The organism is Geomobilimonas luticola (assembly GCF_018476905.1).
Classification (GTDB): domain Bacteria; phylum Desulfobacterota; class Desulfuromonadia; order Geobacterales; family Geobacteraceae; genus Geomobilimonas; species Geomobilimonas luticola.
The window spans coordinates 20,725-46,639 of the sequence record NZ_JAHCVK010000003.1 but is presented as its reverse complement, the minus strand read 5'-3'; the positions used below and the strand labels follow the sequence as shown (position 1 = coordinate 46,639).

The window sequence follows — 25,915 nt, the reverse complement described above, 5'->3', positions numbered from 1 at the left end:
GTCGTTCCGGAGGGAAAAACAATGAGTCCCAAAAACCTCGCAACGAAGATACTGGAAGCCCACCTGGTGAAGGGGAAACTGGTCCCGGGCACGGAAATAGCCATCAGGGTTGACCACACCCTGCTGCAGGATGCCACGGGGACCATGGCGATGCTGGAGTTCATCGCCATGGGGGTGCCGCGGGTGAAGGTGGAACTGGCGGCCCAGTACATCGACCACAACCTGCTGCAGACCGACAGCAAGAATGCGGACGACCACGTCTTCCTCATGACCGCCGCCCAGAAGTTCGGCATCCACCTCTCCAAACCGGGGAACGGCGTCTCCCACCAGGTTCACCTTGAGCGCTTCGGCGTGCCGGGCCGGGTGATGCTCGGTGCCGATTCCCATACCCCCACCGCTGCAGGTCTTTCCATGCTCGCCATCGGTGCCGGCGGTCTGGACGTGGCGCTGGCCATGGCGGGGCATCCGTTCAACCTTCCCTGTCCGCGCATCATGGGGGTGAAGCTGACCGGCCAGCTACCTCCCTGGGTCTCCGGCAAGGACGTGATCCTGGAGATGCTCCGCCGCCATACGGTGAAGGGGGGGGTGGGGAAGATCATCGAATACTACGGTCCCGGTGTGGCGACCCTCTCGGTGACGGACCGGGGGACCATCGGCAACATGGGGGCTGAGCTGGGGGCGACCACGTCGGTTTTCCCGTCGGACCATCGGACCCGGGAGTTCCTGGAATCCCAGGGGCGGGGTGACGCGTGGGTGGAAATGGCTGCCGATCCCGGCTGCAGCTACGACGAGTACGACGAGATCGACCTGTCCCAGGTGGAGCCTCTCATCGCCTGCCCGTCGTCGCCGGACAACGTGGTGCGGGTGAAAGACGTGGAAGGGGTCAGAGTCGACCAGGTAATCGTCGGAAGCTCGGTCAACTCCTCCTTCCGGGACCTCATGACCGTCTGCCGCATCCTGGACGGCCGGCGGGTGGCGCCCCATGTCTCCTTCAACATCAATCCCGGCAGCCGCCAGGTGCTGGAGAACGTGGCGGCCCAGGGTGGCTTCATGTCCCTTCTCCTGTCGGGGGCCCAGGTCCATCAGCCGGGGTGTCTCGGCTGCATCGGCATGGGGCAGGCGCCGGGGACCAATCAGGTGTCTCTGCGTACCTTCCCCCGCAATTTCCCGGGGAGAAGCGGCACCAAGAACGACAAGGTCTACCTCTGCTCACCGGAAACCGCCGCTGCCGCCGGCATCTACGGGGTCATCACCGACCCGCGCAAGCTGGGGGAACTTATGGAATGGCCGGCTGTCCAGAATCCGGATACCTACGTGGTGGATGACTCCAGCATCATCTACCCCCTGGCCGACCCGAGTGGGGTCGAGATCGTCACCGGGCCGAACATCGTCCCGTTCCCCGACTTTGAGGCACTTCCCGCCGAACTGACGGCGGAGGTTATCATCAAGGTGGGGGACAATATCTCCACCGATACCATCATGCCGGCGGGGAACAAGGTTCTCCCCTTCCGGAGCAATATCCCCGCCATCAGCCAGTTCGTCTTCGAGCAGCTCGACCCGGAATTCCCCGGTCGGGCGAAAGAGAAGGGGAACGGCGTGGTGGTCGGCGGCGAGAATTACGGCCAGGGGTCGTCCCGCGAACATGCCGCACTGGCTCCCCGGTATCTCGGCATCCGCGCCAAACTGGCCAAGAGTTTCGCCCGCATCCACAAGGCGAATCTGATCAATTTCGGCATCCTCCCCCTCGCATTCAAGAACCCGGCGGATTACGACACCCTTGCCCAGGGGGACAGGCTCACCTTCAGGAACCTGCGGGGCCTGGTCGCCGACGGGGCAACGGAGATACCGGTACAGGTAAACGGGAGGGAGATTCTGACCATTCTGGATGTATCCGAGCGTGAACGGCAGGAGATTCTTGCCGGGGGAACGCTCAACCTTGTGAGGAATCATGACTGACCAAGACCGCATATGGCCGGCAATGGGCCAGCACCTGATCGGCGCCCTGCTCCTGGCGGTACTCGTGTACCTGGACAGGGAAGTGGCGGATCTCCCCTTCGTGATGTTCTATCTGGTACCGGTGGTCTGGGAAAGCTGGTATTACGGGAGGCGGGCCGGCATTGCGGTGGCATGTCTCTGTGTCCTGCTCTGGGTGGGCGCCAACCATCCCGAAATCTCCGGCAGGGGGAATCTGTTCCTTGTCTGGAGCGTCATGGAGAAGCTGGTTCTTTTCGTTCTGACGAGCGTGCTTATTTCCATGTTCAGGAGCAACAGGGACCGGATTCGAGATCTGGCGCGGCTCGACTTCCTGACCAAGGCGTACAACAAGCGCTATTTCTGCGAGCTGGCCGAACGGGAGATCTACCGGTTCCAGCGGTACAACCGTCCCTTCAGTCTCGCCTATATCGACACCGACAACCTGAAGACGATCAATGACACCTATGGCCACCACGAAGGAGACCAGCTGCTGGTACTCATTGCCCGTACCATGCAGGCTGCCGTCAGGAAGACGGACATTGTTACCCGGGTCGGGGGTGACGAATTTGTCATTCTTCTGGCTGAGAACAATTACACCCAGGCGAGCGTAGCAATCGCCAAGGTCAAGTCGCAACTGGACGCCGTCATGGGGGCCCATCGTTACGGGGTTACGTTCAGCATCGGTTTGGTGAGTTTTCTCGACCCCCCCGCCTCCGTCGACCAGATGCTTCGATTGAGCGACAGCCTCATGTACCGGGTCAAGGCGAGCGGCAAGAACGCCATCTGTCATGAAAAGTTCGGCCTGGAACTGACCGGCGACTACGAAGACGTCACCGCGAAGGGAATCGAGCGCAGGGGTGCAACCAATGAAAGAGATGAGTCTCCGGGCGATTTTGCCCGACCATGAGCTGGTCAGGATGTACGAGCAGATGGTGCTTTGCCGGGAGTTCGAGGAATCGTGCGCCGAGCAGTACACCAAAGGGCACATCACCGGTTTCCTCCATCTCTACAGCGGCCAGGAGGCGGTGGCGGTAGGCTCAACCCATGCCCTCCGCAAGGACGACTACATCCTCTCCGCCTACCGGGAGCACGCCCAGGCCATCGTCCGGGGGGCCGAACCGCGGCGGGTCATGGCCGAGCTGTTCGGCAAAGCCACCGGCATCTGCAAGGGGAAAGGGGGCTCCATGCACCTCTTCGACCCCGACCTCGCCTTCATGGGGGGGTACGCCATCGTCGGCGGCCAGTTCCCCATAGCCGTCGGGCTTGCCTTCGCCTCCAAGTTCCGAAAGGAAGGGCGGGTCGCCGCCTGTTTCTTCGGCGACGGGGCGGTGAACCAGGGGACCTTCCACGAGTCCCTCAACTGGGCCAGGCTCTGGGAGTTGCCGGTGCTCTTTGTCTGCGAGAACAACGCCTACGGCATCGGTACCTCCGTGGAGCGGGCGTCGGCCCTGGCGGACATCCACAAGCGGACCTGCGGCTACGACATCCCGTCGGTCCGGGTGGATGGCATGGACGTCATGGCGATCCATGATGCGGTGAAATGGGGTGCCGAGTGGGTCCGGCAGCAGAACCGCCCCTACCTCATCGAGGCGCTCACCTACCGGTTCCGCGGCCACTCCATGGCCGATCCCGGGAAGTACCGCTCAGCCGCCGAGGTGGAGCTCTGGAAGGCCCGGGACCCTCTCCCCGCCTTTGCCATTCGCCTCATCGAAGAAGGGATCGTCACCCAGGCCGAACTGGGTGCCATCAAACAGGAAGCAATCGCCATCGTGCAGGAGGCGGTTACCTTTGCCGAGGAGTCGCCGTGGCCGGAGGATGGGGCGGTCTGGGAGGATATCTATGTCTGAAATGACCTACCGTGATGCTCTTAACCTTGCCCTGAAGGAGGAGATGCGCCGTGATCCGTCCATTGTCGTCTGGGGGGAGGACGTGGCGCTGTACGAGGGATCGTTCAAGGTGACCCGGGGGCTGCTGGCAGAGTTCGGCGAGGAGCGGGTTCTGGATACCCCCATCTCGGAGAACACCATCGTCGGCGTGGCGGTCGGCGCCGCCATGGGGGGGCTGCGCCCCATAGCGGAACTGATGACGGTGAACTTCGCCCTGCTCGCCATGGACCAGATCATCGATCACATGACCAAGATCCGTTACATGTTCGGCGGCCAGGTGAACCTCCCCATGGTGATCCGTGCCCCCGGTGGCGGCGGGAGCCAGCTGGCGGCCCAGCACTCCCAGTCCCTGGAGACCTTCTTCATGCATGCACCGGGGATGCACGTGGCCTATCCCGCCACCCCCGCCGATGCCAAGGGGCTCTTGAAGAGCGCCATCCGCGACAACAACCCGGTCATGTTCCTTGAGCACGAACTCCTCTACAATAGCAAGGGGGATGTTCCCGACGATCCGGAGTTCCTGGTCCCCTTCGGAAAATGCGACGTGAAGCGGGAAGGGACGGACATCACCGTCGTCGCCTACGCGCGGATGACGGTGCTTGCTCTCCAGGCGGCGGAGGAGCTGGCGAAGGAGGGGATTGCCTGCGAGGTGGTGGACCTCCGAACCCTGTCGCCGCTGGATGCGGATACCTTCGTGGCGTCGGTGAAAAAGACCGGCCGGGCGGTGGTGGTGGAGGAGTGCTGGAAAACCTGCGGCCTGGGGGCTGAGATCGCTACCCGCATCTACGACGGCTGTTTCGATTCCCTCCGGGCGCCGGTCCGGCGGGTGTCGGGACTGGATGTCCCCATGCCCTACTCGCGGCAGCTGGAAAAACTCTGCATCCCCCGGGTAGAGGACATCGTCGCGGCGGTGAAGGAAACGGTGGCGGCGAAATACTGAGTGACCACCCCCTATCCCCCTCCTGACTCAGGAGGGGGTGCCCGTGAGGGGGGAGGTAGGAGTGTGTTGTCAAAATCGAATCGGTATATCTGAGGTAAACATGGCAACCGAAATCACCATGCCGAAGCTTTCCGATACCATGACCGAAGGGCGGCTCGTGGCCTGGAAGAAGTCGATAGGGGACCGGGTGGAGCGTGGCGACATCATCGCCGAGGTGGAGACCGACAAGGCGACCATGGAACTGGAGGCGTTCGCCGCCGGTGTGCTGACGGAGATACGGGTGAAGCCGGGGGAAATGGTGCCGGTTGGGACGGTGATCGGTTTGGTGGGGGAAGGGGGAGAACCGCCTGTCGCAGCGGCCGCGTCGCCGTCCGAGGCTGCACCCGTTCCGGATAACTGGCAGCCACCACCCGAATCGCCGCCGTCCGAACCTATGGCAGCAGGAGATGTGCCGGAACGGCTGCTGGAGGTCCCTCCCGATGCCGGTTCTGCCCCGGAGCATCTTCCTCCCCCCGTCGGCGATGGGGAGAAGGCATCCCCCCTGGTGCGCCGTCTGGCAAGGGAAAAGGGGGTCGATCTGCGGGAGGTGAAGGGGAGCGGGCCGGAGGGACGCATCCTCCAGGAAGATCTGGAGGGGTTCCTCGGGAAACAGGTTGAGGAAAAGGTAGAGGTTGAGAGAAAGACTCTGACACCTGAAATGTCGTCGTCGCCTGCGGGAGGAGGAAAACAGCCCCTCTCCCGGATGCGGGCTGCCATCGCCCGGACGGTGGCCGAGGCGTGGCGGACCATTCCCCACTTCACGGTGACCGTCGCCGTGGACATGGGGGAGGCGGAGGAGGTGCGCCGGGAGCTGAAGGAGGCGGGGAGCGCCGTCTCGATCAATGACCTGATCGTCAAGGCCAGTGCCCTCGCCCTGGCAAAGTTCCCCCTGGCAAACGCCTCCTGGACGGCCGACGGCATCATCTTCCACGACGGGATCAACATCGGCATCGCCGTCAGCCTTGCCGACGGGTTGCTGGTGCCGGTAATCGGCGGCTGCCAGTCGCTCACGGTCAAGGAAATCGCGTTGCGGAGCCGAGAACTGGCGGAGCGGGCACGGAGTGGCAGGATCAGCGAGCGTGAGCTGTCCGGCGGGACCTTCACCATATCCAACCTGGGTATGTACGGAGTGGAGGAGTTCATGGCGGTGATCCACCCTCCCCAGGGGGCGATCCTGGCAGTCGGGGCGATCCTGGACGAGGCGGTGGTGCGCGACGGCCAGGTGACGGCCGGGCGGAGGATGCGGGTGACCCTCTCCGCCGACCACCGGCTTCTGGATGGGGCGTACGCGGCAAAGTTTCTGGCGGAGTTGAAGCATACACTGGAAAATCCGGTGACAATGCTGATGTGAAGCAATTCTTACCACAGAGGCACAGAGACACTGAGGAAACAAAACTGAATTAACGGGGATATCCAGGATATTCGGGGAAAAAACCAAAATATTCAGGTTATAACCAAAAAGACTTTAATCCTGTCCATGCTTAAGGTTTTCTCCGTGACTCAGTGTCTCTGTGGTGAGATTTGTGAAGGTGTTATGGTTATAACTGACCTGGGTCTGATAGAGTTCGATACCGCCTATGCCCTTCAGGAACGGCTGGTCGCAGGGATAGCCACCGGCACCGAGCCGGAGTCCCTTCTTCTTCTTGAGCACCCGGCAGTCTATACCATGGGCAGCGGTGGGAGTGAGTCAAACATCCTCGACACTTCCCTGGAGGTACTGCGCATCAACCGGGGGGGGGATGTCACCTGGCACGGGCCCGGGCAACTGGTGGGGTACCCCCTCATCGATCTTGACCGGCGCGGGCGGGACCTGCACCGCTACCTCCGCTTCCTGGAGGAACTCCTTGTCCGGATCACGGCGGACTTCGGCGTTGCCGCCCGGCGGGTGCCGGGACGGACCGGTGTCTGGACAACTGGCGGAAAGATCGCCTCCATCGGTGTCGGCGTCCGCCGCTGGGTAACCATGCACGGTTTTGCCCTCAACGTGGCTCCCGATCTGACAGCGTTCGATCTGATCAACCCCTGCGGCATCGCCGCCTGTCCCGTGACGTCCCTGTCGCGGGAATGCGGCACTGAGGTCCACCTGGCAGCGGTACGGAAGGTGATTTCGGACAGGTTCGCACCGCTTCTGACAGAATGGATGCCGGAAGGAAGAACCGCCAGGAGTTCGGCGCGGGTCTGATCTTTCGGGCAGGGAGAGGCCTGTTGCGGCGGCCCGAAGCAAGGGAGTCTGCGCGATTCGATGTATTCCATTTCCCAACCGATGAAGGAGGTTACTGTGGCACGAGACGATTGCAAGGTACCGGTTGCACAACTGAGGTGGGAATGCGATCCGGCCCAGTTTGCATTTGAAACTACCGCCGACCTGAACGAACTGGAAGGGTCAATCGGCCAGGAGCGGGCCCTCAAGTCCATCGACTTCGGCCTCGACATGCGGGATGGCGGGTTCAACCTGTTCCTGGCGGGTGAGGCGGGGACCGGCCGCAGTTCCACCATCAAGAACCTCCTGAAGAAACGGGCAAGGACCGAGCAGCCCCCCCAGGACTGGTGCTACGTCTATAACTTCAGGAACCCCGACCTTCCCCAGTCTTTGGCGCTCCCTGCAGGTATGGGGAGCGAACTGGCCGCGGACATGAAGGAACTCCTGGAGAGCATCCGGAACGTCATTCCCAAAGCCCTCGACAGCAAGGAGTACGAGAGCAACAAGTCGACCATTGTCGAGGAGTACCAGGAAAAGAACGGCGAACTGTTCGGCCGGCTGGAACAGGAGGCGGAGTCCAGGGGATTTGCCCTGCAACGGACCGTCTCCGGGCTGGTGATGGTCCCCCAGAAAGAGGGGCGCAACTATACCCAGGAGGAGTACGAAGCACTGGAAAAGGGGGAACGGGACAAGATCGACGAGGCGGGAAAGGAACTGACCGAGAAACTCAACGACGTGCTCCGGCAGGTACGGGAGAACGAGAAGGCGACCAAGGAAACCCTGGCCCAGCTCGACCGTGACCTGGGGCTGGCCGCCGTCGGCCACCATATCGATCCGCTCAAGGAGAAGTATGCACCCTACGGGAAGGTTGTCTCCTACCTTGAGTCGGTGCAGGAGGACGTGCTCCTCAACCTTGAGGACTTCAAGGAGCAGCAGCCGCAGCAGTCTCCCATCCCCGGCCTCAAGCTGCCCCGCCAGGAGCCGTCCTTCGAGCGCTACCAGGTGAATGTCTTCGTCGACAACAAGGGGATGGAGGGGGCGCCGGTGGTCTTCGAGGCGAACCCCACCTACAATAACCTGTTCGGCCGGATCGAGCACGTCATGCAGATGGGGGGGATGGCTACCACCAACTTCACCCTGGTGAAACCGGGGGCGCTCCACCGGGCCAATGGGGGATACCTCATCGTCGATGCCCGTGAGGTGCTGATCAACCCCTTTGCCTGGGATGCCCTGAAACGCTGTATCCGCAGCGGCGAGATCAGGATCGAGGATGTCCTGGAGCAATACCGCTTCATGTCCATCGCCTCCCTGAAGCCGGAGCCGATCCCGCTCCAGACCAAGATCATCATGATCGGCTCCCCCTGGATCTACTATCTCCTGTTCTACATGGAGCCGGATTACCGGAAGTTTTTCAAGGTGAAGGCGGACTTCGACAGTCGCATCGCCCGGACACCGGAGATCATGCGGGATTATGCCCTGTTCGTTGCCACCCACTGCAAGAACGAAAGTCTTCTCCATTTTGACCGGAGCGGGGTCGCGGGCCTTCTGGAATACTCGGCACGGCTGGTGGAGGACCAGGAACGGCTCTCTTCCCAGTTCATGGAGATCGCCGACCTGATCCGGGAGGCGAGCTATTGGGCCGGGCAGTACCAGAGCACCGTCGTGACCCGTGAGCACGTGCGGAAGGCGATCGATGAGAAGGTCTACCGGAGCAACCGGATAGAAGAGCGGATGCAGGAGCTGTTCGATGACGGAACCATCCTGTGCGACACCGACGGAAGCGAAGTGGGGCAGATCAACGGCCTGTCGGTTCTCACCATCGGGGATTACATGTTCGGTCGGCCGTCCCGGGTCACTGCCCGCACCTATATCGGCCGGGGAGGGATGGTCAACATCGAGCGGGAGGTGAAGCTCTCCGGGCCGATTCACGACAAGGGGGTGCTCATCCTCACCGGTTATCTGGGGGGGAAGTTTGCCCACGACAAGCCCCTCTCCTTTTCCGCGTCCATCTGCTTCGAGCAGTCCTACGAAGGGGTAGAGGGGGACAGCGCCTCGTCCACCGAGCTCTATGCCCTCCTGTCGGCCCTTTCCGGTGTGCCGATCCGCCAGGGGATCGCCGTGACCGGCAGCGTCAACCAACTGGGAAAGGTGCAACCCATCGGCGGGGTGAACTACAAGATCGAGGGGTTCTACGCGGTCTGCAAGGCCAAAGGGCTTACCGGCGAGCAGGGGGTGATGATTCCGGCCAGCAACCTGCGCCATCTCATGCTCAAGGACGAGGTGCTGGAGGCGGTAAGGGAGGGGAGGTTCCACATCTGGAGCGTGGCCACCATCGACCAGGGGATTGAGATCCTGACCGGTGTTCCGGCCGGGGAATGGCAGCCAGATGGCGGTTATCCGGAGGGGAGCATCAATTTCCTGGTGGATAGACGACTGCGGGAAATGCTAGAGAGTATGAAGAAATTCACGGCATCGCCGGAAAAGGATGAGAAAAAAGAACGGTGAGTATGGTTTTTGCATTCATTAAAAATGGGCGTTTCGATTTCGATGCGGCCAGATGGTTGCCGTGATTTCTCAGGATGGAAGATGGGGAGGGGCCGCATGGCCGCGCCGAAGATTCTGCTGGTAGACGACGTCAAGCTGTTCATCGAACTGGAAAAAAGTTTTCTTACCCACTCGGACGTTTCCGTTCTTACCGCCGAGGACGGGGAGGAGGCACTGGAGATCGTCCGGCGGGAGCGGCCGGATCTCGTGTTCCTCGATATCCACATGCCGAAGCTGAACGGCGTGGCGTGCTGCACGGCCATAAAGTCGGATCCCGACCTTCTCTTCATTCCCGTCATCATGGTGACCACCGCGGGGCACGAGGAAGAGATCGAGCTGTGCAACAAGGCGGGGTGCGACGATTATCTTACCAAGCCGGTGGAACGCAAGGCCTTTCTGGAAAAGGCCCGTGCCTATCTGCCAAATATCGAGCGGCGTGAACCGCGAGTCCAGCTCCAGACACCCGCCCTCTTCAGGGATGGGAAAGGGGTCTGCGCGGCCGCCGTTGCTGACATCAGCAGCGGCGGTATCTACCTGACGACGGATTATCCGGTTACACAGAACGATGCAATGGAACTGGCGTTTTTCCTCCCCAACAGCGAGGTCGGTCTGATCGACATCAAGGGGCGGGTTGCCTGGCTCAACAGCGGCAAATCCCGCAAGAAGTGGGACATGCCGGTCGGTTTCGGGGTGGAGTATACCAGTATCAGCGACGATGCGCGCCAGGCGATCCAGGAGATGATAGACAGCAGCGAGCAGGAGGAGTAAGGACAGCCTGCCGGTCGCCCTATCGGCTACAGCAGGGCGTCTATTGCGGCGAAGTCCAGGTAGGTTTCGGCGGTCGACTGGAGAAGTTCCAACTTTTCGTGGTCGTCCGCCGTTATTTTTGAGACGTGGTCCAGGAGTTTGGTAAAGACCTGGGCGGTGGTTTCCTCGATGCGGATGTAGGGGACGCCGCTTTCGTCCAGTATCTTCTGGGTGACGGGTGAGATGGCGGTATGTCCCGGAATCACCAGCCCGGCGATTTTCTCGCGGTAGGCGGGGATGTGGTAGAGGGATGCGGTGGTGACGAGCAGTTCGTCCCGGGAACTGGTGGTGATGAGAAGGGTCGAATGCTGCAGGCCGTCAATCACCACCTGGGAGGAGGCCGCCCCCAGCTGGATGTTATGGGCGATCCGGTGCTGTTGTGTCGGGTCCCCTTTGAGCGGTTTGCCGAGGCGCCGTGCCAGGTTCTGGAGGGTCGGGTTGGCCAGGACCGGCGAATAGTCGAAAGCTCCGGCGACCTGGATGCCGCTCCCGGCGAAGGCCTTCTGCAGGTATCCCAGTGACGAGGCCCGTTTCTCCGTGATGAGCTTGTTGACGAGCAGCATCCGCAGTGCCGCACCTTCCCTTTCATAGAGCCCCATGTTCAGCCGGACCGAATCGATCACGTTGCCGATCCCTCCCCCTGCAACCATCACCACGGGCGCATCCAGCAGTTTCGCTACCTGGGCGTTGTTCAGCCCGATCACCGAACCGACCCCGCCGTGCCCCGCCCCCTCGATAATGAGAAAGTCGTTCTTCGCCTCCAGTTCGCTGCATGTCCTCTGAAGCTTTTCGATGGCCGTTGCCGAGGCCAGTTCGCCGTCTATGAAACGCTTGGTGGACCCTTTCGTCAGGACCACCGGCGACATGAGGCGGCGGTCCTCCTCCAGCCCGTAGATCTGCGCCATGAGTACCGCATCCTTGTCCATCGGCACACCATTGAAGGTAACGCACTTGGGGCCGATGGCTTTCATGAAGCCGACCCGTCCGTACTTCCGGCGGGCGAGATGTATGAGGGAAACGCTGATGGTGGTTTTGCCGCAGTTCTGTCCGGTTGCGGCCACGAAGAGTTTTCTGCACATGATGCAATGCTCCCGATAAAATGATCTGTTTGTGCAACTATAGGACAGTGGCGGCCTGCCGGGCAACTGTGTATACTCTATGATGCGTATACGGTGAAGCTTCAGCGGCCTGAAAGGTCGAAAAGGAGGGGAAATGGTGCGGGGAGTGGTCATCGTGACGCTTGCGTGGGGAGTGGCGGCATGCAGCGGCGGGGCGGACCGTGGCGGAAGCGGCCTGTCGGGGGGAGAGCTCTTCCTTCGCCACTGCAGCGGCTGCCACCCGGAGGGGGGGAACAGCAAATACCCCCAGAAGAGCCTCGACCGCTTCACCCTGGCGGCCAACGGCATACATACGGCCGAGGACATCGTGGCCACGATGCGCAACCCCGGCCAGGGGATGACCCGTTTTGACCGGCAGACCATCGGCGATGCCGATGCCCGAAAGATAGCCGATTATATCCTGGCCACGTTCCGGTAGGCACCGTGATGCCAAGGCGCAGCGCCCCGTTTTTAGGGAAGAAGGGGGCTGTCTCCGGGGTCGTTGAACTTTTCTGTCAGTCAGTTCCCCTCCGGAGCCATATCCGTGCCAGCAGGGCTGCCAGCCAGCGACCGGCGGCGTTGTCGGTGATCCGGTCCAGGTGGCGGTCGTAGACGTCGAGGCAGGTGGTCGTCCCCGCGCCGGGAGGGAGGTTGCCGTGGAAACTGCGGAGCGCGTCCAGGGCGAAGGCGAGCTGCCAGGCGTTGTCCCGGATGTAGCGGCCGGTCCCCTGCCACAGTGCCTGCCGCTCTCGGGGAGTGAGATCGCGTATCGATTCCCCGAGTCTCTTCAGGATGGGGCGGAGCTGCAGTTTCCCTGCCTCGTCCTGGTGCCGGTACAGGGAGGGCAGTTCGCGAAAGAACGGCTCCCACCCCTGGGCGGCGAAGTTCATGATGATGGCGTTCAGCGCCTGGCGCGCCGCCAGACCCTCCGTCTCGAAACGACGGGCTGAGGTAGCGATTTCGGCGGGGAGGAGGAGCAGCTTTCCCCGTTGCCGGATGGTGTCGGCGAGGCGGGTCTCGGCCAGCATGGGTAAGGTGGTGAGGAAAGGTCCGATGGCGGCGAAGGTTTTCCGCTCCATGAGGAGTCCCTGGTCGCCGTGGCTGCATTCCGGCCGGTCGAGGCGGGCCTTGCATTCATAATAATGATAGGCGAATGACGGTGCCGTCTCTTGCCGCCGGAAACGAAGCGCGAAGCGGCCGGCGAGGAGCGCGTTGGGAGCGGCGTCCCGGGCGGCGGCCAGATAGTCAAGGCTCCGACGGAAGGAGAGGGGATCGGGGAAATGTGAGTCGGCGTGGAGAAAGAGGAGCCAGGTAGCGGTCGCCGTCGCGGCGCCTGTGTTGAGCTGGTTTCCCCGTCCCGGCTCGGTTTCAACTATGGTGACGGGAAAGGGGGCAGACTGGGCAAGCTGACGTGCCTGCTCCGCCGTCCCGTCGGTGGAGCCGCCGTCGCAGAGGACCAGTTCGAGCTCCACCTCCTGCTGGTCGGCCAGGTTGCGAAACAGTCCGGCCAGGCCGGCCGCTTCGTTGCGCACCGGGACGATGACAGAGAGTTCTGTGTGGTGCAGGAGCCGGGTCATGGGTGACATTGACAGGGCACGGGAGAATGCCGTCAAAGGCTCTCCCGCACCTCCACCCGGTTGTCGTAGAAGGTGCTTCCCTCTCCCCGGTCGGTGAGGCGCTGGGAAACGAGCGCATTGACCGACCGGGAGCCGGGGGTGTGGGCGAGCCACCAGACTCCTTCAGCAACCACTACCCCAGCCGGGACTTTCGGTGTCACCGCCAGGATGAAAACGACCTCGCCGAGCCGGTTGAAGGCGGTGACCTCTTCGCCGTTTGTTAGACCACGCGCCGCTGCATCGACCGGGTTCATCTGAAGCTCCATTCTTCCCTGTTTGTCACGCAGTTCCTCCTGCTCGTAGAAGGAGGCGTTGAGGGCGAAGAGGGTAGGGGCGGTCATGAGGCGCAGGGGGAATTCCCCCTCCTCTTCGTGGGTCGGGATATAGCGGGGAAAGGGCTCCGGCTCACGGTGATTGAGGATCTCCACCTTCCCCGAGGGGGTGGCGAAGGGGGGGGCGACTGCCGGCAGCCTCAGTTCCACCCCTTTCCCCTCCGCCAGGCCAACAGCGTCGATTCCTTCCCGGAACGGACGGGGGATGGCGAGGAGACGGTCGATGAGGCCGTCGGCGCTCTGCCGGAAGAACGGCTCATGGAACCCCATTGCATTGGCAAGGAGGGAAAACACTTCCCAGTTGGACCTGCTCTCTCCCACCGCCGGGATGGCCGGCCGGGCGCGCTGGATGCAGTAGGTGCCGTAGGAGCGGTAGATGTCGCTCTGCTCCAGAGACGAGGTGGCGGGGAGGACGATGTCCGCGTAGCGGGCGGTATCGGTCATGAACCGCTCGTGGACCACGGTGAAGAGGTCGTCCCGGGCAAGCCCCCTGAGAACCGCGTTCTGGTCCGGGGTGACGGCGGCCGGGTTGGAGTGATAGACGTAGAGACCCATGACCGGTGGGTCGGACAGCTCGGTGAGGGCATGGCCGAGACGGTTCATGTTGACGATCCGGGTCGGTCTCTCCATGAAGTCCTCCCGGGTGACCTCGGCCAGGGCGAAGGCGCCGCCGGTGCTAACGCCGCAAAAGCAGCCGGCACCCTCCTTTCCGTAGGCGCCGACCAGTGCGGGAAGGGTGGCGATGGTTCGGACGGTCATGGCACCGTTGCCATAGCGGGAGAGCCCGCTCCCCAGACGGATGAAGGGAGCCTTTGCCCTGCCGTAGGCAGCTGCCAGATCTTCGATGACGGGTACGGTAAGGCCGGTAAGCAAGCTTACCCGTTCCGGGGGGTAGAGGGGGAGAATGTGGGAGGCAAACTCCTCGAACCCCTGGACGTGGGCGGCGATGAACTCCCGGTCGAGCTGGCCGTCGCGGGCGAGCAGATGCATCATGCCGAGGGCCAGGGCCCCGTCGCTGCCTGGCCGGACCAGGATGGTCCGATCGGCTGCAGCGGTGGTGGGAGTTTCGTAGGTGTCGATGAGCCAGACCCTGGCGCCCACTTTTTTCGCCTCCCGGACACCGTGGAGAAAGTGGATGCTCGTGGCGGTGGCATTGATCCCCCAGAGGATGACCAGGTCGCTTTTTGCAACCGTGTCAGGATGGGGTGCCGGGGTTTCCCCCATGACCGCCTGCCAGCCGGCGTCCTTGGCCGGCGAGCAGATAGTGCGGGCCAGCCGGGAGGCGCCGAGGCGGTGGAAGAAGGGGTGTCCGCTGTTTCTCTGGACGAGCCCCATGGTGCCGGCGTAGGAATAGGGGAGGATCGCCTCCGGGCCGTGGCCGGCTATGACCTCGTCCCAACGGGCCGTGATTCGCTCGATAGCTTCGTCCCAGCCGATGGTGCGGAACTGGCCGCTCCCCTTGGGGCCGCTGCGCAGCAGCGGCATGGTGAGGCGAAGCGGTGAGTGGACCGTCCGTTCGTAGTGAAGCATCTTGGGGCAGAGGGTGCCGCGGGTGAAGGGGTGCTCCGGGTCGCCGGTCACTTTTACGGCCCTGCCATCCTTCACCTCCACCAGCAGGCCACAGGTGTCGGGGCAGTCGTAGGGACAGACCGAACGGACGATGGTGCCGGACATGGGCGTCTCCTTGTGTTGAATTGGGTATAGGATAGCACAGCGGAACAAAAATGCAGGGAATCTTTCCTGCCGGTCGCATATGGAAAACGTGTCGCCGGAGGGAATCATTTTCGGGTACTATTTCCCCGGGACGCCGCAGACAAGGAGCCGGCATGAACTACCTCTTCCATCTCTATCTCTCCCCCGATATCCCGGAGGAACTGGTCGGGAGCATCCTCGGTGATTTCGTCAAGGGGCGGCTCGATACCACCTATGCGCCGGACGTCACCCGGGGGATTGTTCTCCATCGCCGGGTGGACAGCTTCGCCCACGACCATCCTGCGGTGCGCCGGAGCAGGCTGCGGATGGAGGATTCCTACGGTCATTACCGGGGGGTGCTGGTGGATGTCTTTTACGATCATTTCCTTGCCCGGACCTGGGAGTGCCACCACCCCGTTCCCCTTCCGCTGTTTGCCCGGCGCGTTTATGCCGCCCTCGAATCCTGCCTCCCGATTCTCCCCGCCGCAATGCAGCAGATGGCAACCCGGATGATTGCCCACGACTGGCTCACCTCCTACCGGGACGAAGCGGTGGTGAGCCGGGTCCTGGAGCGGCTTTCTCTCCGCCTGCGGCGACCGAACCCGCTGGCATCGGGTGCCGGGGAATTGCGTCGCAATTATGCCGGATTGGAAGAAGATTTCGAAGAATTCCGGGGTGCGGCTGTGGCGTACGTGGACGGTCTGGCGGGTGAACTATGAGCAGGTAGTTTATCTGATCGCACGGTAACAAAAAAAGGGCCTGCAGAAATCTGCAGGCCCTTCATGCTCATGATGAGCGTATTACTTCTTCTTCGCCGGCTTGGCCGGAGCGGCCGGTTTTGCAGCCGGTGCCTGGGTCGACCAGTGGTTCAGGTCGTGGGCGATGCTGTGGCAGTCGCCGCATTTCGGGAACTTGGCCAGCATGCCGGCCGGGTGCGGTACGCCGTGGCAATCCTGACACTTGGGCACCATCTTGTGTTTTTCCTGGTGGCAGTATACGCAGGCCAGGGACTTGTGCTTGGAGGTGCTGGCGGTCAGCAGGTCGAATGCCTTCTTGTGGCAAGCGGCGCAGTCCTTGGACGGCACCGTTGAAGCGTACTTGACGTTCTTCGGCTGGTGGGCCTTGTGGCACTTGGCGCAGTCGGCCTGGACCATCGTCGGGGCGTGGGGCTTGTGACACTGGACGCACTGGGGAATCCTGCCGTGGACATTGTGGCAGGTGGAGCAGTAGAGCGCCGAGTGCTTGCTCTTGAATTCCTTCAACTGGGTGATCTGCTGGGTATGGCAGGTCACGCAGGGGTCGGTCACGTTGCTGGCGAAGGAGATGTCCTTCGGCCGGTGGGGGTTCTTGTGGCAGTTCCCGCACTGATTCTTGAGGGTATAGTGGGGCTTGCCTTCGTGGCACTGGTTGCAGTTCGGGATGTTGTTCTTCGAACTGGGACGGTGGCCTTCATGGCAGTTGTTACAGCCGACCTTCTTGTGCCAGCCGCCAGCCGCCTCGATGTCGGCGGGAGGGGTTGCGTGGCATTTGACGCAGTCGTCGTTGGTCAGTGCTACTTTCGCTTTTGCCGGCGCGGCAGCCTTGGCCGGTGCGGCAGCCGGTGCAGCTGCCTTGGCGGGCGCGGCAGCTTTGGCTGGTGCGGCAGCCTTGGCCGGTTCAGCGGCCATTGCCTGGAACGCGGTGCCGACCATGAGCGCGGTTGCCATGGTCAGACCGATAGCGAGCCTGACGAGTTTCGGTGTTTTCATCGTTTCCTCCTTGTGGTTAATGCTGCACATCGAATTTCACTGCAACACGAAAAAATGCTTTTCCTGAAGCGATATATCCCGGATGGTCCATTTAGAGCCGGTACGCACTGCGGGAGATTCTGTCATGTTTTTTGGGGTCAGTCAATGAGAAATGCATAATCGTATACAGTATGCAAAATCGGCGAGGATGTTATCATACCTCGCTGCAGGCTGCAACAGTTCAGGACTGATCCGCCGCGAGCAGGTTTTTTCTTGCCGGCCGGTGACGATGCTGCTATACATCTGCCATGGAACGGGCGCAGCGGGTATCTCTCCTCGAAATTTTCAAGGTATTTTTCTTCATCGGGGCCACCGGCTTCGGGGGCGGCATGGCCATCGTCTCCCTCACCGAGCGGGTCTGTGTCCATGAAAAGAAGTGGGTCGGCACGGACGAATTCATGCACGGGCTCGCCTTCGGCCAGATACTCGGTCCCTTTTCCCTCAACACCTGCACCTTCGTCGGCTACTACCTTCGCGGACCCGTCGGCGGTGTCCTTGCGGCATCCGCCTTCATCGCTCCCTCGTTCATTCTGGTATGCCTGCTTTCCTGGCTCTATTTCACGTTCCACGAACTTCCCCAGCTCCAGTCGGCCCTGAACGGCACCAATCCCGTCATCATCGCCCTCATCATCGTGGCGGCGGTGGGGATGGGGCGGTCCAAGGTGAAGGGAAAGGAAGACTGGCTCATGGCCCTGGCCGCCTTTGCCGCAGCGGCCCTCTTCAGTGCCAGCGCGCTCACCATCCTGGTCGCGGCGACCTTCTGGTCGCTGGGACGGAGCTGGTACCGGCGGGAGCACCGCTGATGGGGGGGCTTGCCAAGCTGGCGTGGCTGTTTCTGAAGATCGGCGTGATCTTCTTCGGTGGCGGCTATGTATTGATACCACTCCTCCACCGGATCATGGTGGATCAGCTGCAGTGGCTCACCCTCAAGGAGTTTCTCGACGGCGTCGCTCTCTCCCAGCTCACCCCCGGTCCCCTCGCCATGCTCGCAACCTTTACCGGCTTCAAGGCGGCGGGATTCCCCGGCGCCCTCGTCGGGACGGTCTTCATCTTCCTCCCCTGCACGGTGCTCATGCTCGCCATCTCAAGCCGTTACGAGAAGATGCGCAACATGGAGCTGATCCGCAATACCCTGGACGGTCTGTTGCCTGCGGTGGTCGGGCTGGTGGCCGCTGCGGCCTGGAACCTGGGAAAGACCTCACTCTCCTCTGGCCGGGATTTCACTCTCCTCATTGCCGGTCTCCTCATCCTCCAGTTCACCAGGATCAGCCCCATGTTCGTCATCCTCGGGGCGGCGGTCGTGGGGCTCGTCTTTCACTTCAGCTGAAAATATTCCGCCTCACAGCTTCTGATGTCACGGCAACCTTCCTTCCTGTCTCAGTTTTGCCAGTATGCCGTTGATGGCCGGCATTGCCGCCATTGCCGCCCTTTCCCCCTCCATGATCGCCTCGTTGCGACGGCTGAAATCCGCTGAACCGACGAACCCCACGCTGGGTTTGACGACCACGTCGGCCTGGGTGATGGGGATGCGGGAGATTTTGTTGTACATGATTTCGACGGATTTCATGATGGTCTCCATGATGCCGGTCGGGATGGTGGAGTCGATGTCGGAGGTAATATCCACGGCGATCACCACGTCGGCGCCGTACTGCCTCGCCACGTCCACGGCCAGGGGGTTGACGACGCCGCCATCGACGTAGCTTGTCCCGGAGAACCTGGCCGGCTGGAAGATGCCGGGAACGGAACAGCTGGCCTGTACAGCCATTCCCGTATTGCCGCTGTTGAACACGATCTGCCCACCGGTCTTGATGTTGGTGGCGACGGCGTGAAAGGGTATCTTCAGTTTTTCCAGCGGTGCGCCGTTCACCTTGGCGTTGATGAAGTTTCGCAACCGGTCCCCCTTGAGGAAGCCGTTGTCCGGTATGATCAGTTCGGCCACATCGCTCTTCTCCAGCGACAGGGCGATCCTCTGTAACGCGTAGGCGTCGTAGCCGTAGGCGTACAGGCTTCCCACAAAGCTCCCCGCGCTGGTGCCGACGACCATGTGGATCGGGACCTTCTGTGCTTCGAGAACCTTCAGGACTCCTACGTGGGCAAAACCCTTTGCCGCACCGGCTCCCAGCACCACCGCAACTTTTGCCGGTCTGGCCGGCGGGACAGGGGTCGGCGCCGTTGCACAGGCGGAGATGGCCATGCTGAGGCCAATGAAGACCAGCAGTTTAAGCGTGCTTGTATTTCCCATGATTGCCTCTCTTTGGGGAATCAGCCTCAGGGGGCATTTCTCCAGAATACTTGGGATGGGGCAGGGTGACGTCAGAGTCGTATGCGCGCCCCGTTGAAGAACTCATCAACCCGTTCCGGGCATTCCATGAACGCCTGGACAGCAGTGTGGAGTTCCATGCTGCGGGAGTCGAGGCCGTGTCGGTCGAGTGCCGTCGCTACGTGCATGAATGCCTCGTCGTAGAGGAACTTCTGTTCCAGGTTGAGCATGACCGGTTCTTCGTCGTCAAGCCAGGTGATGTCCAGGGATTTCCGGCACTGTTCCGGGTCGGTGGCGGCGATGCTGCGGCACATGAGGGGACGGAGCGGATGGATGAGGCACCAGCCCCGGTGGTCGAGGAAAGCGCAGGGCAACCGGAGGCGGATGCGCTCCTCGTCGTCCACCCAGCGGAGATAGCGGGCGAACTTCTCTACCTTTGCCGCCAGGGGGGTGAAGTCGGGGTGGTTCTCCCTCTCCCGGAGCCAGGCGGCAATGGAGATCGCTTCGGGGAGGAGAGCCGCAACGTTGAGGTTGCAGCAGGCGGAGCAGCCCGCGTGGCAGGCGATGAGGGCCGCCTGCTCACGGTTACGTCCTTCGTCGAGAGCCTGTTCGGTGGCATGGGCAGCCGTTTCGAGCATGACGCGCAGGCCTGCAGCATCGACCGCTTTCGCAAGCTTTTCGCCGATGGCCTGCTGAGCCGCCGCGGAAAATGCCGTCTGATCGACCCCCATGGCGTCTTAGCGCTTGAGCCGCGTCGACACGTAGTGGGCGATGGTCTCCGCTATGACATCTGCCGGGTTCTTGGCGTTGTTGAAGACGAGGTGGTAGAGGGTCTGGTCTGCCACGTCCCGGTTGAGGAAATCCTTGATGAACTCCTCCCGCTGCCGTTGTTTCTTCCGTATGAGTTTTTCCGCTTCATCCTCGTCGATGCCGAGCCGCTTGGTGATGGACTTCAGCTTGAATTCCTGGGGCGCGATCATGCGGAAGTGGTAGCAGTGGGGTTTGTCCTGGGTGAGGATCGAGGCGCCGCGGCCGATGATGATGACGTTCCCCTTCTCGCTGAGGGCGACGATCTGCTTGCAGAGAAGCCGGTAGTAATCCTTGTCGCTCTTCCAGCGGGACGAGATGGTGGAGAGCATGTCGTCGATAAAGCGGTTTTTCTCTCCCAGGTTGTGGAGGAGATCTTCCGAAAGGTTGTGGTGTTTCGCCACCTCTTCCAGCAGCGCCTTGTCCATGACGGTCCAGCTGTCGCCGGTCTGCTTTTCCAGAAGCTCCTGCAGTTTCTCCGTGACGGGGAACCCTTCACAGCCGAATTCACGGGAGATGGTGATAGTCGGCCGTATTTTGTCCTTCCATGGCCCCTTCAGATTTCTGCGGCTGACTTCCAGCAGACTTGCCAGGCGCTTTTCGATGGATGGAACCAGTAGTTTTTCAGACATTGTCAGCCTCCTTTGTCGTCGATGCGGAATTGCCGCCAGTTGCCGGCAGTGACGAACTCTTACTACTAAGTAGGCCGTGGTTTGGGCGGTTAGTCAAGGGTGGGGCGAAAAAATTGTGCACTTCCCGATTCAGCCGTAGACGGGTCGCGGGTCACATCTTGCCGAGGAAAAAGACCTGCAGATCCTGGGTCGGCTGGTAGTTGCGGAGATGGATCTCGGCCCGGCCGGGGCTGGTGATTTTCAGTGGTCTGTCGAAGCAGGCGCTCACCAGTTCATCCGGTGCCTTGTCGATGGTCAGGTTGAATTCCCCGATGGGGCGTTGCCAGTTATTGGCGGTAGTGAGGATGTAGCCGAGCCAGACGGCGCTGCCGAAAACGTCTTGCCCCGGCGGAAAGGTCCTGTCCAGCCACGCCTCGGCTTCCCGGTCGAGGCAGGCCAGCACGGGGATGTCATCCTCCTCTTCGTTACGGAAGGCCCGGAATCCCACGTAGGGGGTGTAGCGGTGGTGAATGGTGACAGATGCGCCGGCGGGGAAGGTCTGGGTCCAGTGGCAGGTGATGGCCACCTGCCAGTCGGGCCAGCCGTCACCCCCCACGATTCCCGTCTCCCTGAATTTTTCCATGTCGGCGCCGATTTTGGCGGTGAACAGCTCCTCCGTGTCGGGGAGACCGTCGAAATCCTTGATGGAGATTTTACGCGCAGTCAGGAGGCCGGTGACATCCTGACCGCGGACCAGGGCGCGGATATCCTTCCGGTAGAGGACTGGCGTGCCGTTCACCTCCACCGAGAAATCGTCGAAGGAGGGGAAGCCACCGGGGGGATCGACCCTGAATTCGTAGGGAGGGATGGGGAAAGCGACCTCGGTGGTAAGCTCCTTCGTGCCGGTGTTTCTGAAGACATAGGTGACATCGACCCGTTGCTTGCCGATCCGGAGGTCCTCCCGTTCCATGACGATGTCCCTCACCTCCTTGAACTGCAGACCGGTGGGGGTCACTTCCACGGCGGAGTCGTTGGCGTCGGCCGAAGGTGCGAAAAGAACCGCGATGAACAGCAGCGTACCGGTCAGGATGGTCGGGAAGCAGGACATAATGTCGTCTCTCCTTTTACCCTGCAGCAATGCCGCACCGTTGCGGCTGGTCACTCCGTCGATACGACCACGACCAGCCCGAGCAGGCCGACGGAGACCAGGCGGGGACGACCGACTTTGGCAACGGTTGCGGAACAGAGGAGATAGTTCCGGTAACGGAGATAGCCGAGCTCGTTTCTCAGGGCGCCAACGGCGGCGGAGAGTATACCGCTTTCTTCCCGGGTCCGTTCGGCGATTTTTCCCTTGTGCCGGTCGAAGGACGGATTGGTGATGGCGAGAAGAACCAGTGCGGCAGCAATTATAAGGGGTGTACGGTAACGTTTCATGGAAGCTCCGATTATGCCGGCATGTCGCTGACCGCGGCTGTCGGGAGTCGGTATGGACTTTCCGCCGTTATAGAAGAAAACAGGGGATAATGTCAAACGGAAAGGGGCAGACGCCTTGTCCGGTGATGACGACGGGATCATCGCATGCGAAAAAAAACCCCGGCAGAGAACCGGGGCTTTCGTGTACCGCCTTTATCGCACGTGCATCACTTGGTGGTGGCGAAATTCGCCTGCCTTACCACCATGTCCACCACAGGCAGCGCCGGCACCTTCTCCAGCCCGTAGGTGGCCTTCAGGTCGATGTCCTTCGGCACGGCACCCAGGAGTGCCTCGGCCACCTTCTGGTCGGCCTGACGGAACCGGAGTTTCGCCTCTATCGTGACCGCCTTTGCCTCGGCCGGAGCGGTCATGCCGTAGTACACGTCCTTGTACCCCTTGGGAGGGATAGTCTCGTGCCGGGAGAAGGCGGTGACTTTCCACGGGTCGATGGCGAAGTGGAAATCGTTCCCCATGCCGTCGGAGTGGAAATTGCGGGCATCCCCGGGGAGCGTGCCGTCGGGATTGAGGGAGCCGCTCGTCAAGATGACCTTGCCGCTTTCATCCTTGGCGATGACTTCGAGCCACATCTCCCGGACATTGGTGAGAGAGGTGGGGAGGTTGTGCCCGGCACGGACGTTCTTCACGCGGACCTTCAGCTCCGCAAGTCTGCCATCGCGATAGACGGGAGACAGTTCCAGGTCGGCGGCCGACTTCAGCCGCTCCACCGCCATGTCGTACTGCTGCATGAGGCTCTTGGCCAGCTTCTCGTCCCCCCCCTTCTTAGCCGCTCCGGCAGCCAGGTAGGAGAGGAGGAAGTTGGCACCGTTGAAGTAGTGGCGGTATTCCCCCCGCTCCGGCTTTCTGAATTCGTCCGCGGATTTCTTGAAGGTTTCCGTCTCCACCATGTGGCAGTCCTGGCAGAGGACCTCCTTCTGGGCGTAGGGACCGTGTTTCCACTCCAGATACGTGGCCTCGATGGGGAAGTGGGAGTCGTAGTGATAGACCTGGTGGCAGCCGGCGCAGAGGTCGGCCTGGAGGTGGAGGGACGACTCCTCGCACTTGTGGAAGCCGGCACCGCAGTTGTCGGAGGGCTTGAAGGGGCCCCGCTTGATCAGGGTCTGTCCGCTTGTCGTTTCCACCCCGGGGGTCAGGATGAAGGAGCCGTTTTCCGGTTCGTGGGAAGGGGTCTGCCAGTGGGTAGTGCCGCTGACGGAGTGGCAGATGTCGCAGGACACTCCTGCCAGGGCCATGTCGGAGAGCCCCGCGTTACCCGGACCCTTGATTTCCCCGGTGACCACACCGGCCGGGGAGTGGCACCCCTCGCACTGGCGGGCGATATCGTGCCCCACCGCCTTCACCCCCTTGTTGAGCTCTCCCTGGTAGACCGGGTCCTTGAAAGCGAGGCTATGGACTGAACCGTTCCATTCCTTGTACTGTTTGGAGTGACAGCCGCCGCATTTTCTTGGCTCGCTGAAGGGGACGGACGACTTGTTCCATTTGATGAGGGAAGGGTAGTAGGGGTAGAACTCCAGGTCCACGTCGAAGACCTTGGATGCGGCCAGAGACGACCCGGTCAGCAGGGCCAGGAACAGGGCCGCACAGGCCAGGGTGCACAGGGGGTGAAAGCGGTTCATCGGTACCTCCTCAGAATGAATTAGCGTGGTTAGTGTGTGTTAATGTATCCGATGGAGCGGAGAACGTCAACCGTAAGACGGTAATTCTTTGCATTCGGCTGGAGGGGGGTGCAAAGGAGTTACGACGGTCGACTGAATTGGAGGTAAAGCGCCATGTCGGCAAAAACCGGGCTCCAGGAAGGGGGGATTGGTGATATACTATAACCAGGAAACGGACAGGACAGAGAGGCACCGGTGAAGCTGTATGCGGCCGGTGGTGAAAGGTGGTGGCAAGGATGAACGTGTTCGATTTCGCCATGGAAAAGGAAGAGGAAAGCCGGAAATTTTACGAAAAGCTGGCGACCGCGGCAAGGACGAACGAGTTGAAAACAGTTTTCACCCTGCTGGCAGAGTCCGAGGGGGAGCACTATAAGCACCTGGCGGCCCTGAAGGCGGGGACCGATCCCAGGATGGCCGATTCAGTGGTTCTTGGCCGGGCCAAAGACCAGTTGGGGAAAATCGTCGGTGAGGCTGCTCCGGACACAGTGCTGGCTGAGGACCGTGACGGTTACATCCACGCCATAAAGGCGGAAGAGGAGAGCATCCGGCTCTACGAAGAACTGGCGGACAAGGAGCTGAACAGGGCTGCCGCCGGAATACTGAAACGGATCGCGGAGGAAGAGAAGCACCATCTGGAGGTTATGGAGAATATCTACGAATTCGTGGAAGCACCCCAGACTTATCTGGCATGGGGTGAGTTCAGCAACCTCCGTGAATACTGACCGGCTGAAGTCCGGCCCTGGCGGGCGCTTCAGTCCGCACGACTACCAAAGGCCTGCAACAGCAGGCCTTTTCTTTGTTCGGCAGGGGGCACTGTCGGCTAGAAGGCCTGCACGAGAAAATAGATCCCAGCCAGAGAGATTATGCCACCCCCAATCTTCCTGCTCCAGTTCGAGAGATTTGCCGTACCGAGAGTTTTGGCAAATGCTTCCACAAAGCCGGTAAAGGTGCCGGCTGCCAGCATCAGCAGGCAGTGGCCGATGGCGTAAGTGAAGAGCAGCGCCGTGCCGTAGAGCACCTCCCCCTTGGTGGCCACGCAGGTAAGGATCACTACCAGCACCGGCGTTGCGCAGGGTGAGGAGACGATGCCGAAAAACAGCCCGAGGATGAACGAACCGACCACGCCTCCCTGCTTCGGCTTGAAGTCTCGCCTGATGGGGAGGCGGATCTCGTAGAACCCCATCATCTGCCCTCCCATCACCAGGGCTATGATGCCAGCGGCAACGTACCACCACCCGCCGAGAGTGCCGAACATCGTCCCCAGCAGGCCGGCGGCGGCGCCGAAAGCGGTGAAGGTGAGGGAGAGCCCCAGGATAAAGGCCAGTGAATAGCGGAATGCCTTCCAGCGGTCACCCTCGGCATAGCCGCCGACAAAGCCGACCACCAGCGGAATGGTGGCCAGTACGCAGGGGGATGCCGAAGAGAGAACCCCGGCCAGGAATACGGCGCCGAAGGCAAGCAGCGGATACGCAGCGACAATCTGCTCGATGTTGTCGAGGAAGGTCACTTGAGCCCCGCAGCTTTCAGTTCCTTGACGATAGCCGCCTTGTCCATGAAGCCGACATGACGCTTGACCTCTTTCCCTCTGGTATCGAAGAAAATCTGGGTCGGGATCATCTGGACGCGGAACCTCCGGACAGCGGCCTTGTCCTCGTGAACGTCGATGAACAGCACGCCGGCCTTGCCGCGATACTCGCCGGACAGGGATTCCAGGATGGGCGCCATCTTCTTGCAGGGGATGCAGGTCCGGGCGCCAAGGTCGATGACCGTCGGCTGACCGGAAGAAAGTGCCTGGTCGATGGTTGTGGCCGTGGCCGAGGGGAGTTCGGCATGGGCAGCACCGGCCAGTAACAGGGGGATGGCAAGAGCAATTATGAACTGTTTCATGGAAGTTCCTTTCGCGGAGGTTGATGGTGAACTGCCAGGGGCAAGGCTCTACAGCATGCCGATGATCTCTGCCACCGAGGCCAGCTTGCCGGAAAACTTGACCTGACCGTCGATCACCAGCGCCGGCGTGCTCATGACCCCATATTTCATGATGGAAGGGATGTCCTCCACCTTCACCACCTCGGCGCTCTTGCCGCTTTCCTCAAGGGCCTTCTTCACGTTTTCGTAGAGGGTCTTGCACTTGGCGCAACCCGTTCCCAGCACCTCGATCTTCATGTGAGCCTCCTTTT

Annotated in this window: 26 protein-coding genes; 13 read left to right on the top strand and 13 right to left on the bottom strand. The window is 61.5% G+C overall.

From position 1 onward, the window contains the following. Positions 1 to 21: 21 nt before the first annotated feature. The 8 genes from KI810_RS09250 (at position 22) to KI810_RS09215 (ending at position 10,351) form a co-directional block, all read left to right on the top strand. On the top strand, positions 22 to 1,956 hold the full coding sequence (locus KI810_RS09250) for an aconitate hydratase (RefSeq protein ID WP_214175251.1): 1,935 nt from the start codon (positions 22 to 24) through the stop codon (positions 1,954 to 1,956). Next, entirely contained in the window at positions 1,949 to 2,881 is a 933-nt protein-coding gene (locus tag KI810_RS09245) for a GGDEF domain-containing protein (RefSeq protein WP_214175250.1), read from the top strand. The genes KI810_RS09250 and KI810_RS09245 overlap by 8 nt, the downstream gene beginning before the upstream one ends. Next, positions 2,841 to 3,821: a pyruvate dehydrogenase (acetyl-transferring) E1 component subunit alpha gene (pdhA, locus tag KI810_RS09240; protein WP_214175249.1), complete on the top strand. Its 981-nt coding sequence runs from the start codon at positions 2,841 to 2,843 to the stop codon at positions 3,819 to 3,821. The genes KI810_RS09245 and pdhA overlap by 41 nt, the downstream gene beginning before the upstream one ends. Further along, positions 3,814 to 4,800, top strand: a complete 987-nt coding sequence (locus tag KI810_RS09235) for an alpha-ketoacid dehydrogenase subunit beta (RefSeq protein WP_214175248.1) — start codon at positions 3,814 to 3,816, stop codon at positions 4,798 to 4,800. Before pdhA ends, KI810_RS09235 begins: the two co-directional genes overlap by 8 nt. A gap of 100 nt (positions 4,801 to 4,900) precedes the next feature. Continuing rightward, positions 4,901 to 6,190 carry a dihydrolipoamide acetyltransferase family protein gene (locus tag KI810_RS09230; RefSeq protein ID WP_214175247.1) on the top strand — a complete coding sequence of 430 codons (1,290 nt, stop codon included), beginning with the start codon at positions 4,901 to 4,903 and terminating at the stop codon, positions 6,188 to 6,190. Positions 6,191 to 6,373: 183 nt separating this feature from the next. Then, positions 6,374 to 7,021 (top strand): lipoyl(octanoyl) transferase LipB, encoded by a 648-nt coding sequence (gene lipB, locus KI810_RS09225; RefSeq protein WP_214175246.1) that lies wholly within the window; start codon positions 6,374 to 6,376, stop codon positions 7,019 to 7,021. A gap of 96 nt (positions 7,022 to 7,117) precedes the next feature. Further along, complete coding sequence (locus tag KI810_RS09220) at positions 7,118 to 9,544, top strand: Lon protease family protein (protein WP_214175245.1); 2,427 nt, start codon at positions 7,118 to 7,120, stop codon at positions 9,542 to 9,544. A 96-nt stretch (positions 9,545 to 9,640) separates the two neighbouring features. After that, on the top strand, positions 9,641 to 10,351 hold the full coding sequence (locus tag KI810_RS09215) for a response regulator (protein ID WP_214175244.1): 711 nt from the start codon (positions 9,641 to 9,643) through the stop codon (positions 10,349 to 10,351). 26 nt (positions 10,352 to 10,377) lie between these two features. Here KI810_RS09215 and KI810_RS09210 read toward each other — a convergent pair whose 3' ends face one another. Further along, on the bottom strand, positions 10,378 to 11,469 hold the full coding sequence (locus KI810_RS09210; protein ID WP_214175243.1) for a phosphotransacetylase family protein: 1,092 nt from the start codon (positions 11,467 to 11,469) through the stop codon (positions 10,378 to 10,380). A gap of 133 nt (positions 11,470 to 11,602) precedes the next feature. On the opposite strand from KI810_RS09210, the gene KI810_RS09205 reads away from it, so the two are divergent. Continuing rightward, on the top strand, positions 11,603 to 11,926 hold the full coding sequence (locus KI810_RS09205) for a c-type cytochrome (RefSeq protein WP_214175242.1): 324 nt from the start codon (positions 11,603 to 11,605) through the stop codon (positions 11,924 to 11,926). A 76-nt stretch (positions 11,927 to 12,002) separates the two neighbouring features. Here KI810_RS09205 and KI810_RS09200 read toward each other — a convergent pair whose 3' ends face one another. Next, positions 12,003 to 13,100, bottom strand: coding sequence for a TIGR04283 family arsenosugar biosynthesis glycosyltransferase (locus KI810_RS09200; RefSeq protein WP_246525441.1), 1,098 nt, complete (start codon positions 13,098 to 13,100; stop codon positions 12,003 to 12,005). Continuing rightward, on the bottom strand, positions 13,097 to 15,109 hold the full coding sequence (locus KI810_RS09195) for a molybdopterin oxidoreductase family protein (RefSeq protein WP_214175241.1): 2,013 nt from the start codon (positions 15,107 to 15,109) through the stop codon (positions 13,097 to 13,099). The genes KI810_RS09200 and KI810_RS09195 overlap by 4 nt, the downstream gene beginning before the upstream one ends. A 152-nt stretch (positions 15,110 to 15,261) precedes the next feature. Between KI810_RS09195 and KI810_RS09190 the strand changes: the two genes are divergently transcribed. Next, complete coding sequence (locus KI810_RS09190; RefSeq protein ID WP_214175240.1) at positions 15,262 to 15,846, top strand: acyl carrier protein phosphodiesterase; 585 nt, start codon at positions 15,262 to 15,264, stop codon at positions 15,844 to 15,846. Between the two features lie 81 nt (positions 15,847 to 15,927). Here KI810_RS09190 and KI810_RS09185 read toward each other — a convergent pair whose 3' ends face one another. Beyond that, positions 15,928 to 16,875 (bottom strand): cytochrome c3 family protein, encoded by a 948-nt coding sequence (locus KI810_RS09185; protein WP_214175239.1) that lies wholly within the window; start codon positions 16,873 to 16,875, stop codon positions 15,928 to 15,930. Positions 16,876 to 17,162: 287 nt separating this feature from the next. Here KI810_RS09185 and KI810_RS09180 point away from each other — a divergent pair, with 287 nt between their 5' ends. After that, a complete protein-coding gene (locus KI810_RS09180) occupies positions 17,163 to 17,717 on the top strand; it encodes a chromate transporter (protein ID WP_214175238.1) in 555 nt (184 codons plus the stop codon). After that, positions 17,717 to 18,241 carry a chromate transporter gene (locus tag KI810_RS09175; protein WP_214175237.1) on the top strand — a complete coding sequence of 175 codons (525 nt, stop codon included), beginning with the start codon at positions 17,717 to 17,719 and terminating at the stop codon, positions 18,239 to 18,241. Before KI810_RS09180 ends, KI810_RS09175 begins: the two co-directional genes overlap by 1 nt. 27 nt (positions 18,242 to 18,268) lie before the next feature. On the opposite strand, the gene KI810_RS09170 is transcribed toward KI810_RS09175, so the two are convergent. The 6 genes from KI810_RS09170 to KI810_RS09145 form a co-directional block, all read right to left on the bottom strand. Next, on the bottom strand, positions 18,269 to 19,156 hold the full coding sequence (locus tag KI810_RS09170; protein ID WP_214175236.1) for a patatin-like phospholipase family protein: 888 nt from the start codon (positions 19,154 to 19,156) through the stop codon (positions 18,269 to 18,271). Between the two features lie 71 nt (positions 19,157 to 19,227). Next, entirely contained in the window at positions 19,228 to 19,905 is a 678-nt protein-coding gene (locus KI810_RS09165) for a YkgJ family cysteine cluster protein (RefSeq protein ID WP_214175235.1), read from the bottom strand. Positions 19,906 to 19,911: 6 nt separating this feature from the next. Next, positions 19,912 to 20,613, bottom strand: coding sequence for a cytidylate kinase-like family protein (locus tag KI810_RS09160; protein WP_214175234.1), 702 nt, complete (start codon positions 20,611 to 20,613; stop codon positions 19,912 to 19,914). A 151-nt stretch (positions 20,614 to 20,764) separates the two neighbouring features. Then, positions 20,765 to 21,700 carry a DUF4424 family protein gene (locus KI810_RS09155; RefSeq protein ID WP_214175233.1) on the bottom strand — a complete coding sequence of 312 codons (936 nt, stop codon included), beginning with the start codon at positions 21,698 to 21,700 and terminating at the stop codon, positions 20,765 to 20,767. Between the two features lie 50 nt (positions 21,701 to 21,750). Continuing rightward, positions 21,751 to 22,026 (bottom strand): hypothetical protein, encoded by a 276-nt coding sequence (locus KI810_RS09150; protein WP_214175232.1) that lies wholly within the window; start codon positions 22,024 to 22,026, stop codon positions 21,751 to 21,753. Between the two features lie 206 nt (positions 22,027 to 22,232). After that, positions 22,233 to 23,699 (bottom strand): cytochrome c family protein, encoded by a 1,467-nt coding sequence (locus KI810_RS09145; RefSeq protein WP_214175231.1) that lies wholly within the window; start codon positions 23,697 to 23,699, stop codon positions 22,233 to 22,235. A gap of 275 nt (positions 23,700 to 23,974) precedes the next feature. On the opposite strand from KI810_RS09145, the gene KI810_RS09140 reads away from it, so the two are divergent. Then, positions 23,975 to 24,460 carry a ferritin-like domain-containing protein gene (locus KI810_RS09140; RefSeq protein ID WP_214175230.1) on the top strand — a complete coding sequence of 162 codons (486 nt, stop codon included), beginning with the start codon at positions 23,975 to 23,977 and terminating at the stop codon, positions 24,458 to 24,460. Positions 24,461 to 24,558: 98 nt separating this feature from the next. On the opposite strand, the gene KI810_RS09135 is transcribed toward KI810_RS09140, so the two are convergent. The 3 genes from KI810_RS09135 to KI810_RS09125 are packed head-to-tail and all read right to left on the bottom strand — an operon-like array spanning position 24,559 to position 25,901. Beyond that, a complete protein-coding gene (locus tag KI810_RS09135) occupies positions 24,559 to 25,245 on the bottom strand; it encodes a cytochrome c biogenesis CcdA family protein (protein ID WP_214175229.1) in 687 nt (228 codons plus the stop codon). Further along, on the bottom strand, positions 25,242 to 25,625 hold the full coding sequence (locus KI810_RS09130; RefSeq protein ID WP_214175228.1) for a thioredoxin family protein: 384 nt from the start codon (positions 25,623 to 25,625) through the stop codon (positions 25,242 to 25,244). The genes KI810_RS09135 and KI810_RS09130 overlap by 4 nt, the downstream gene beginning before the upstream one ends. A 48-nt stretch (positions 25,626 to 25,673) precedes the next feature. Further along, the gene (locus tag KI810_RS09125; RefSeq protein WP_214175227.1) at positions 25,674 to 25,901 is read right to left on the bottom strand and encodes a thioredoxin family protein; all 228 of its coding nucleotides are present in this window, start codon (positions 25,899 to 25,901) and stop codon (positions 25,674 to 25,676) included. Positions 25,902 to 25,915: the final 14 nt, after the last annotated feature.

Excerpts from the sequence above, each read along its gene's own strand:
- KI810_RS09250 (WP_214175251.1), top strand. The coding sequence starts at position 22 with ATGAGTCCCAAAAACCTCGCAACGAAGATACTGGAAGCCCACCTGGTG.
- KI810_RS09170 (WP_214175236.1), bottom strand. The coding sequence starts at position 19,156 with ATGGGAAATACAAGCACGCTTAAACTGCTGGTCTTCATTGGCCTCAGC.
- KI810_RS09160 (WP_214175234.1), bottom strand. The coding sequence starts at position 20,613 with ATGTCTGAAAAACTACTGGTTCCATCCATCGAAAAGCGCCTGGCAAGT.
- KI810_RS09175 (WP_214175237.1), top strand. The coding sequence starts at position 17,717 with ATGGGGGGGCTTGCCAAGCTGGCGTGGCTGTTTCTGAAGATCGGCGTG.
- KI810_RS09185 (WP_214175239.1), bottom strand. The coding sequence starts at position 16,875 with ATGAAAACACCGAAACTCGTCAGGCTCGCTATCGGTCTGACCATGGCA.
- KI810_RS09125 (WP_214175227.1), bottom strand. The coding sequence starts at position 25,901 with ATGAAGATCGAGGTGCTGGGAACGGGTTGCGCCAAGTGCAAGACCCTC.
- KI810_RS09195 (WP_214175241.1), bottom strand. The coding sequence starts at position 15,109 with ATGTCCGGCACCATCGTCCGTTCGGTCTGTCCCTACGACTGCCCCGAC.
- KI810_RS09235 (WP_214175248.1), top strand. The coding sequence starts at position 3,814 with ATGTCTGAAATGACCTACCGTGATGCTCTTAACCTTGCCCTGAAGGAG.
- KI810_RS09190 (WP_214175240.1), top strand. The coding sequence starts at position 15,262 with ATGAACTACCTCTTCCATCTCTATCTCTCCCCCGATATCCCGGAGGAA.
- KI810_RS09245 (WP_214175250.1), top strand. The coding sequence starts at position 1,949 with ATGACTGACCAAGACCGCATATGGCCGGCAATGGGCCAGCACCTGATC.
- KI810_RS09230 (WP_214175247.1), top strand. The coding sequence starts at position 4,901 with ATGGCAACCGAAATCACCATGCCGAAGCTTTCCGATACCATGACCGAA.
- KI810_RS09140 (WP_214175230.1), top strand. The coding sequence starts at position 23,975 with ATGAACGTGTTCGATTTCGCCATGGAAAAGGAAGAGGAAAGCCGGAAA.
- KI810_RS09130 (WP_214175228.1), bottom strand. The coding sequence starts at position 25,625 with ATGAAACAGTTCATAATTGCTCTTGCCATCCCCCTGTTACTGGCCGGT.
- KI810_RS09180 (WP_214175238.1), top strand. The coding sequence starts at position 17,163 with ATGGAACGGGCGCAGCGGGTATCTCTCCTCGAAATTTTCAAGGTATTT.
- lipB (WP_214175246.1), top strand. The coding sequence starts at position 6,374 with ATGGTTATAACTGACCTGGGTCTGATAGAGTTCGATACCGCCTATGCC.
- KI810_RS09145 (WP_214175231.1), bottom strand. The coding sequence starts at position 23,699 with ATGAACCGCTTTCACCCCCTGTGCACCCTGGCCTGTGCGGCCCTGTTC.
- KI810_RS09215 (WP_214175244.1), top strand. The coding sequence starts at position 9,641 with ATGGCCGCGCCGAAGATTCTGCTGGTAGACGACGTCAAGCTGTTCATC.
- KI810_RS09165 (WP_214175235.1), bottom strand. The coding sequence starts at position 19,905 with ATGGGGGTCGATCAGACGGCATTTTCCGCGGCGGCTCAGCAGGCCATC.
- KI810_RS09155 (WP_214175233.1), bottom strand. The coding sequence starts at position 21,700 with ATGTCCTGCTTCCCGACCATCCTGACCGGTACGCTGCTGTTCATCGCG.
- KI810_RS09205 (WP_214175242.1), top strand. The coding sequence starts at position 11,603 with ATGGTGCGGGGAGTGGTCATCGTGACGCTTGCGTGGGGAGTGGCGGCA.
- KI810_RS09150 (WP_214175232.1), bottom strand. The coding sequence starts at position 22,026 with ATGAAACGTTACCGTACACCCCTTATAATTGCTGCCGCACTGGTTCTT.
- pdhA (WP_214175249.1), top strand. The coding sequence starts at position 2,841 with ATGAAAGAGATGAGTCTCCGGGCGATTTTGCCCGACCATGAGCTGGTC.
- KI810_RS09210 (WP_214175243.1), bottom strand. The coding sequence starts at position 11,469 with ATGTGCAGAAAACTCTTCGTGGCCGCAACCGGACAGAACTGCGGCAAA.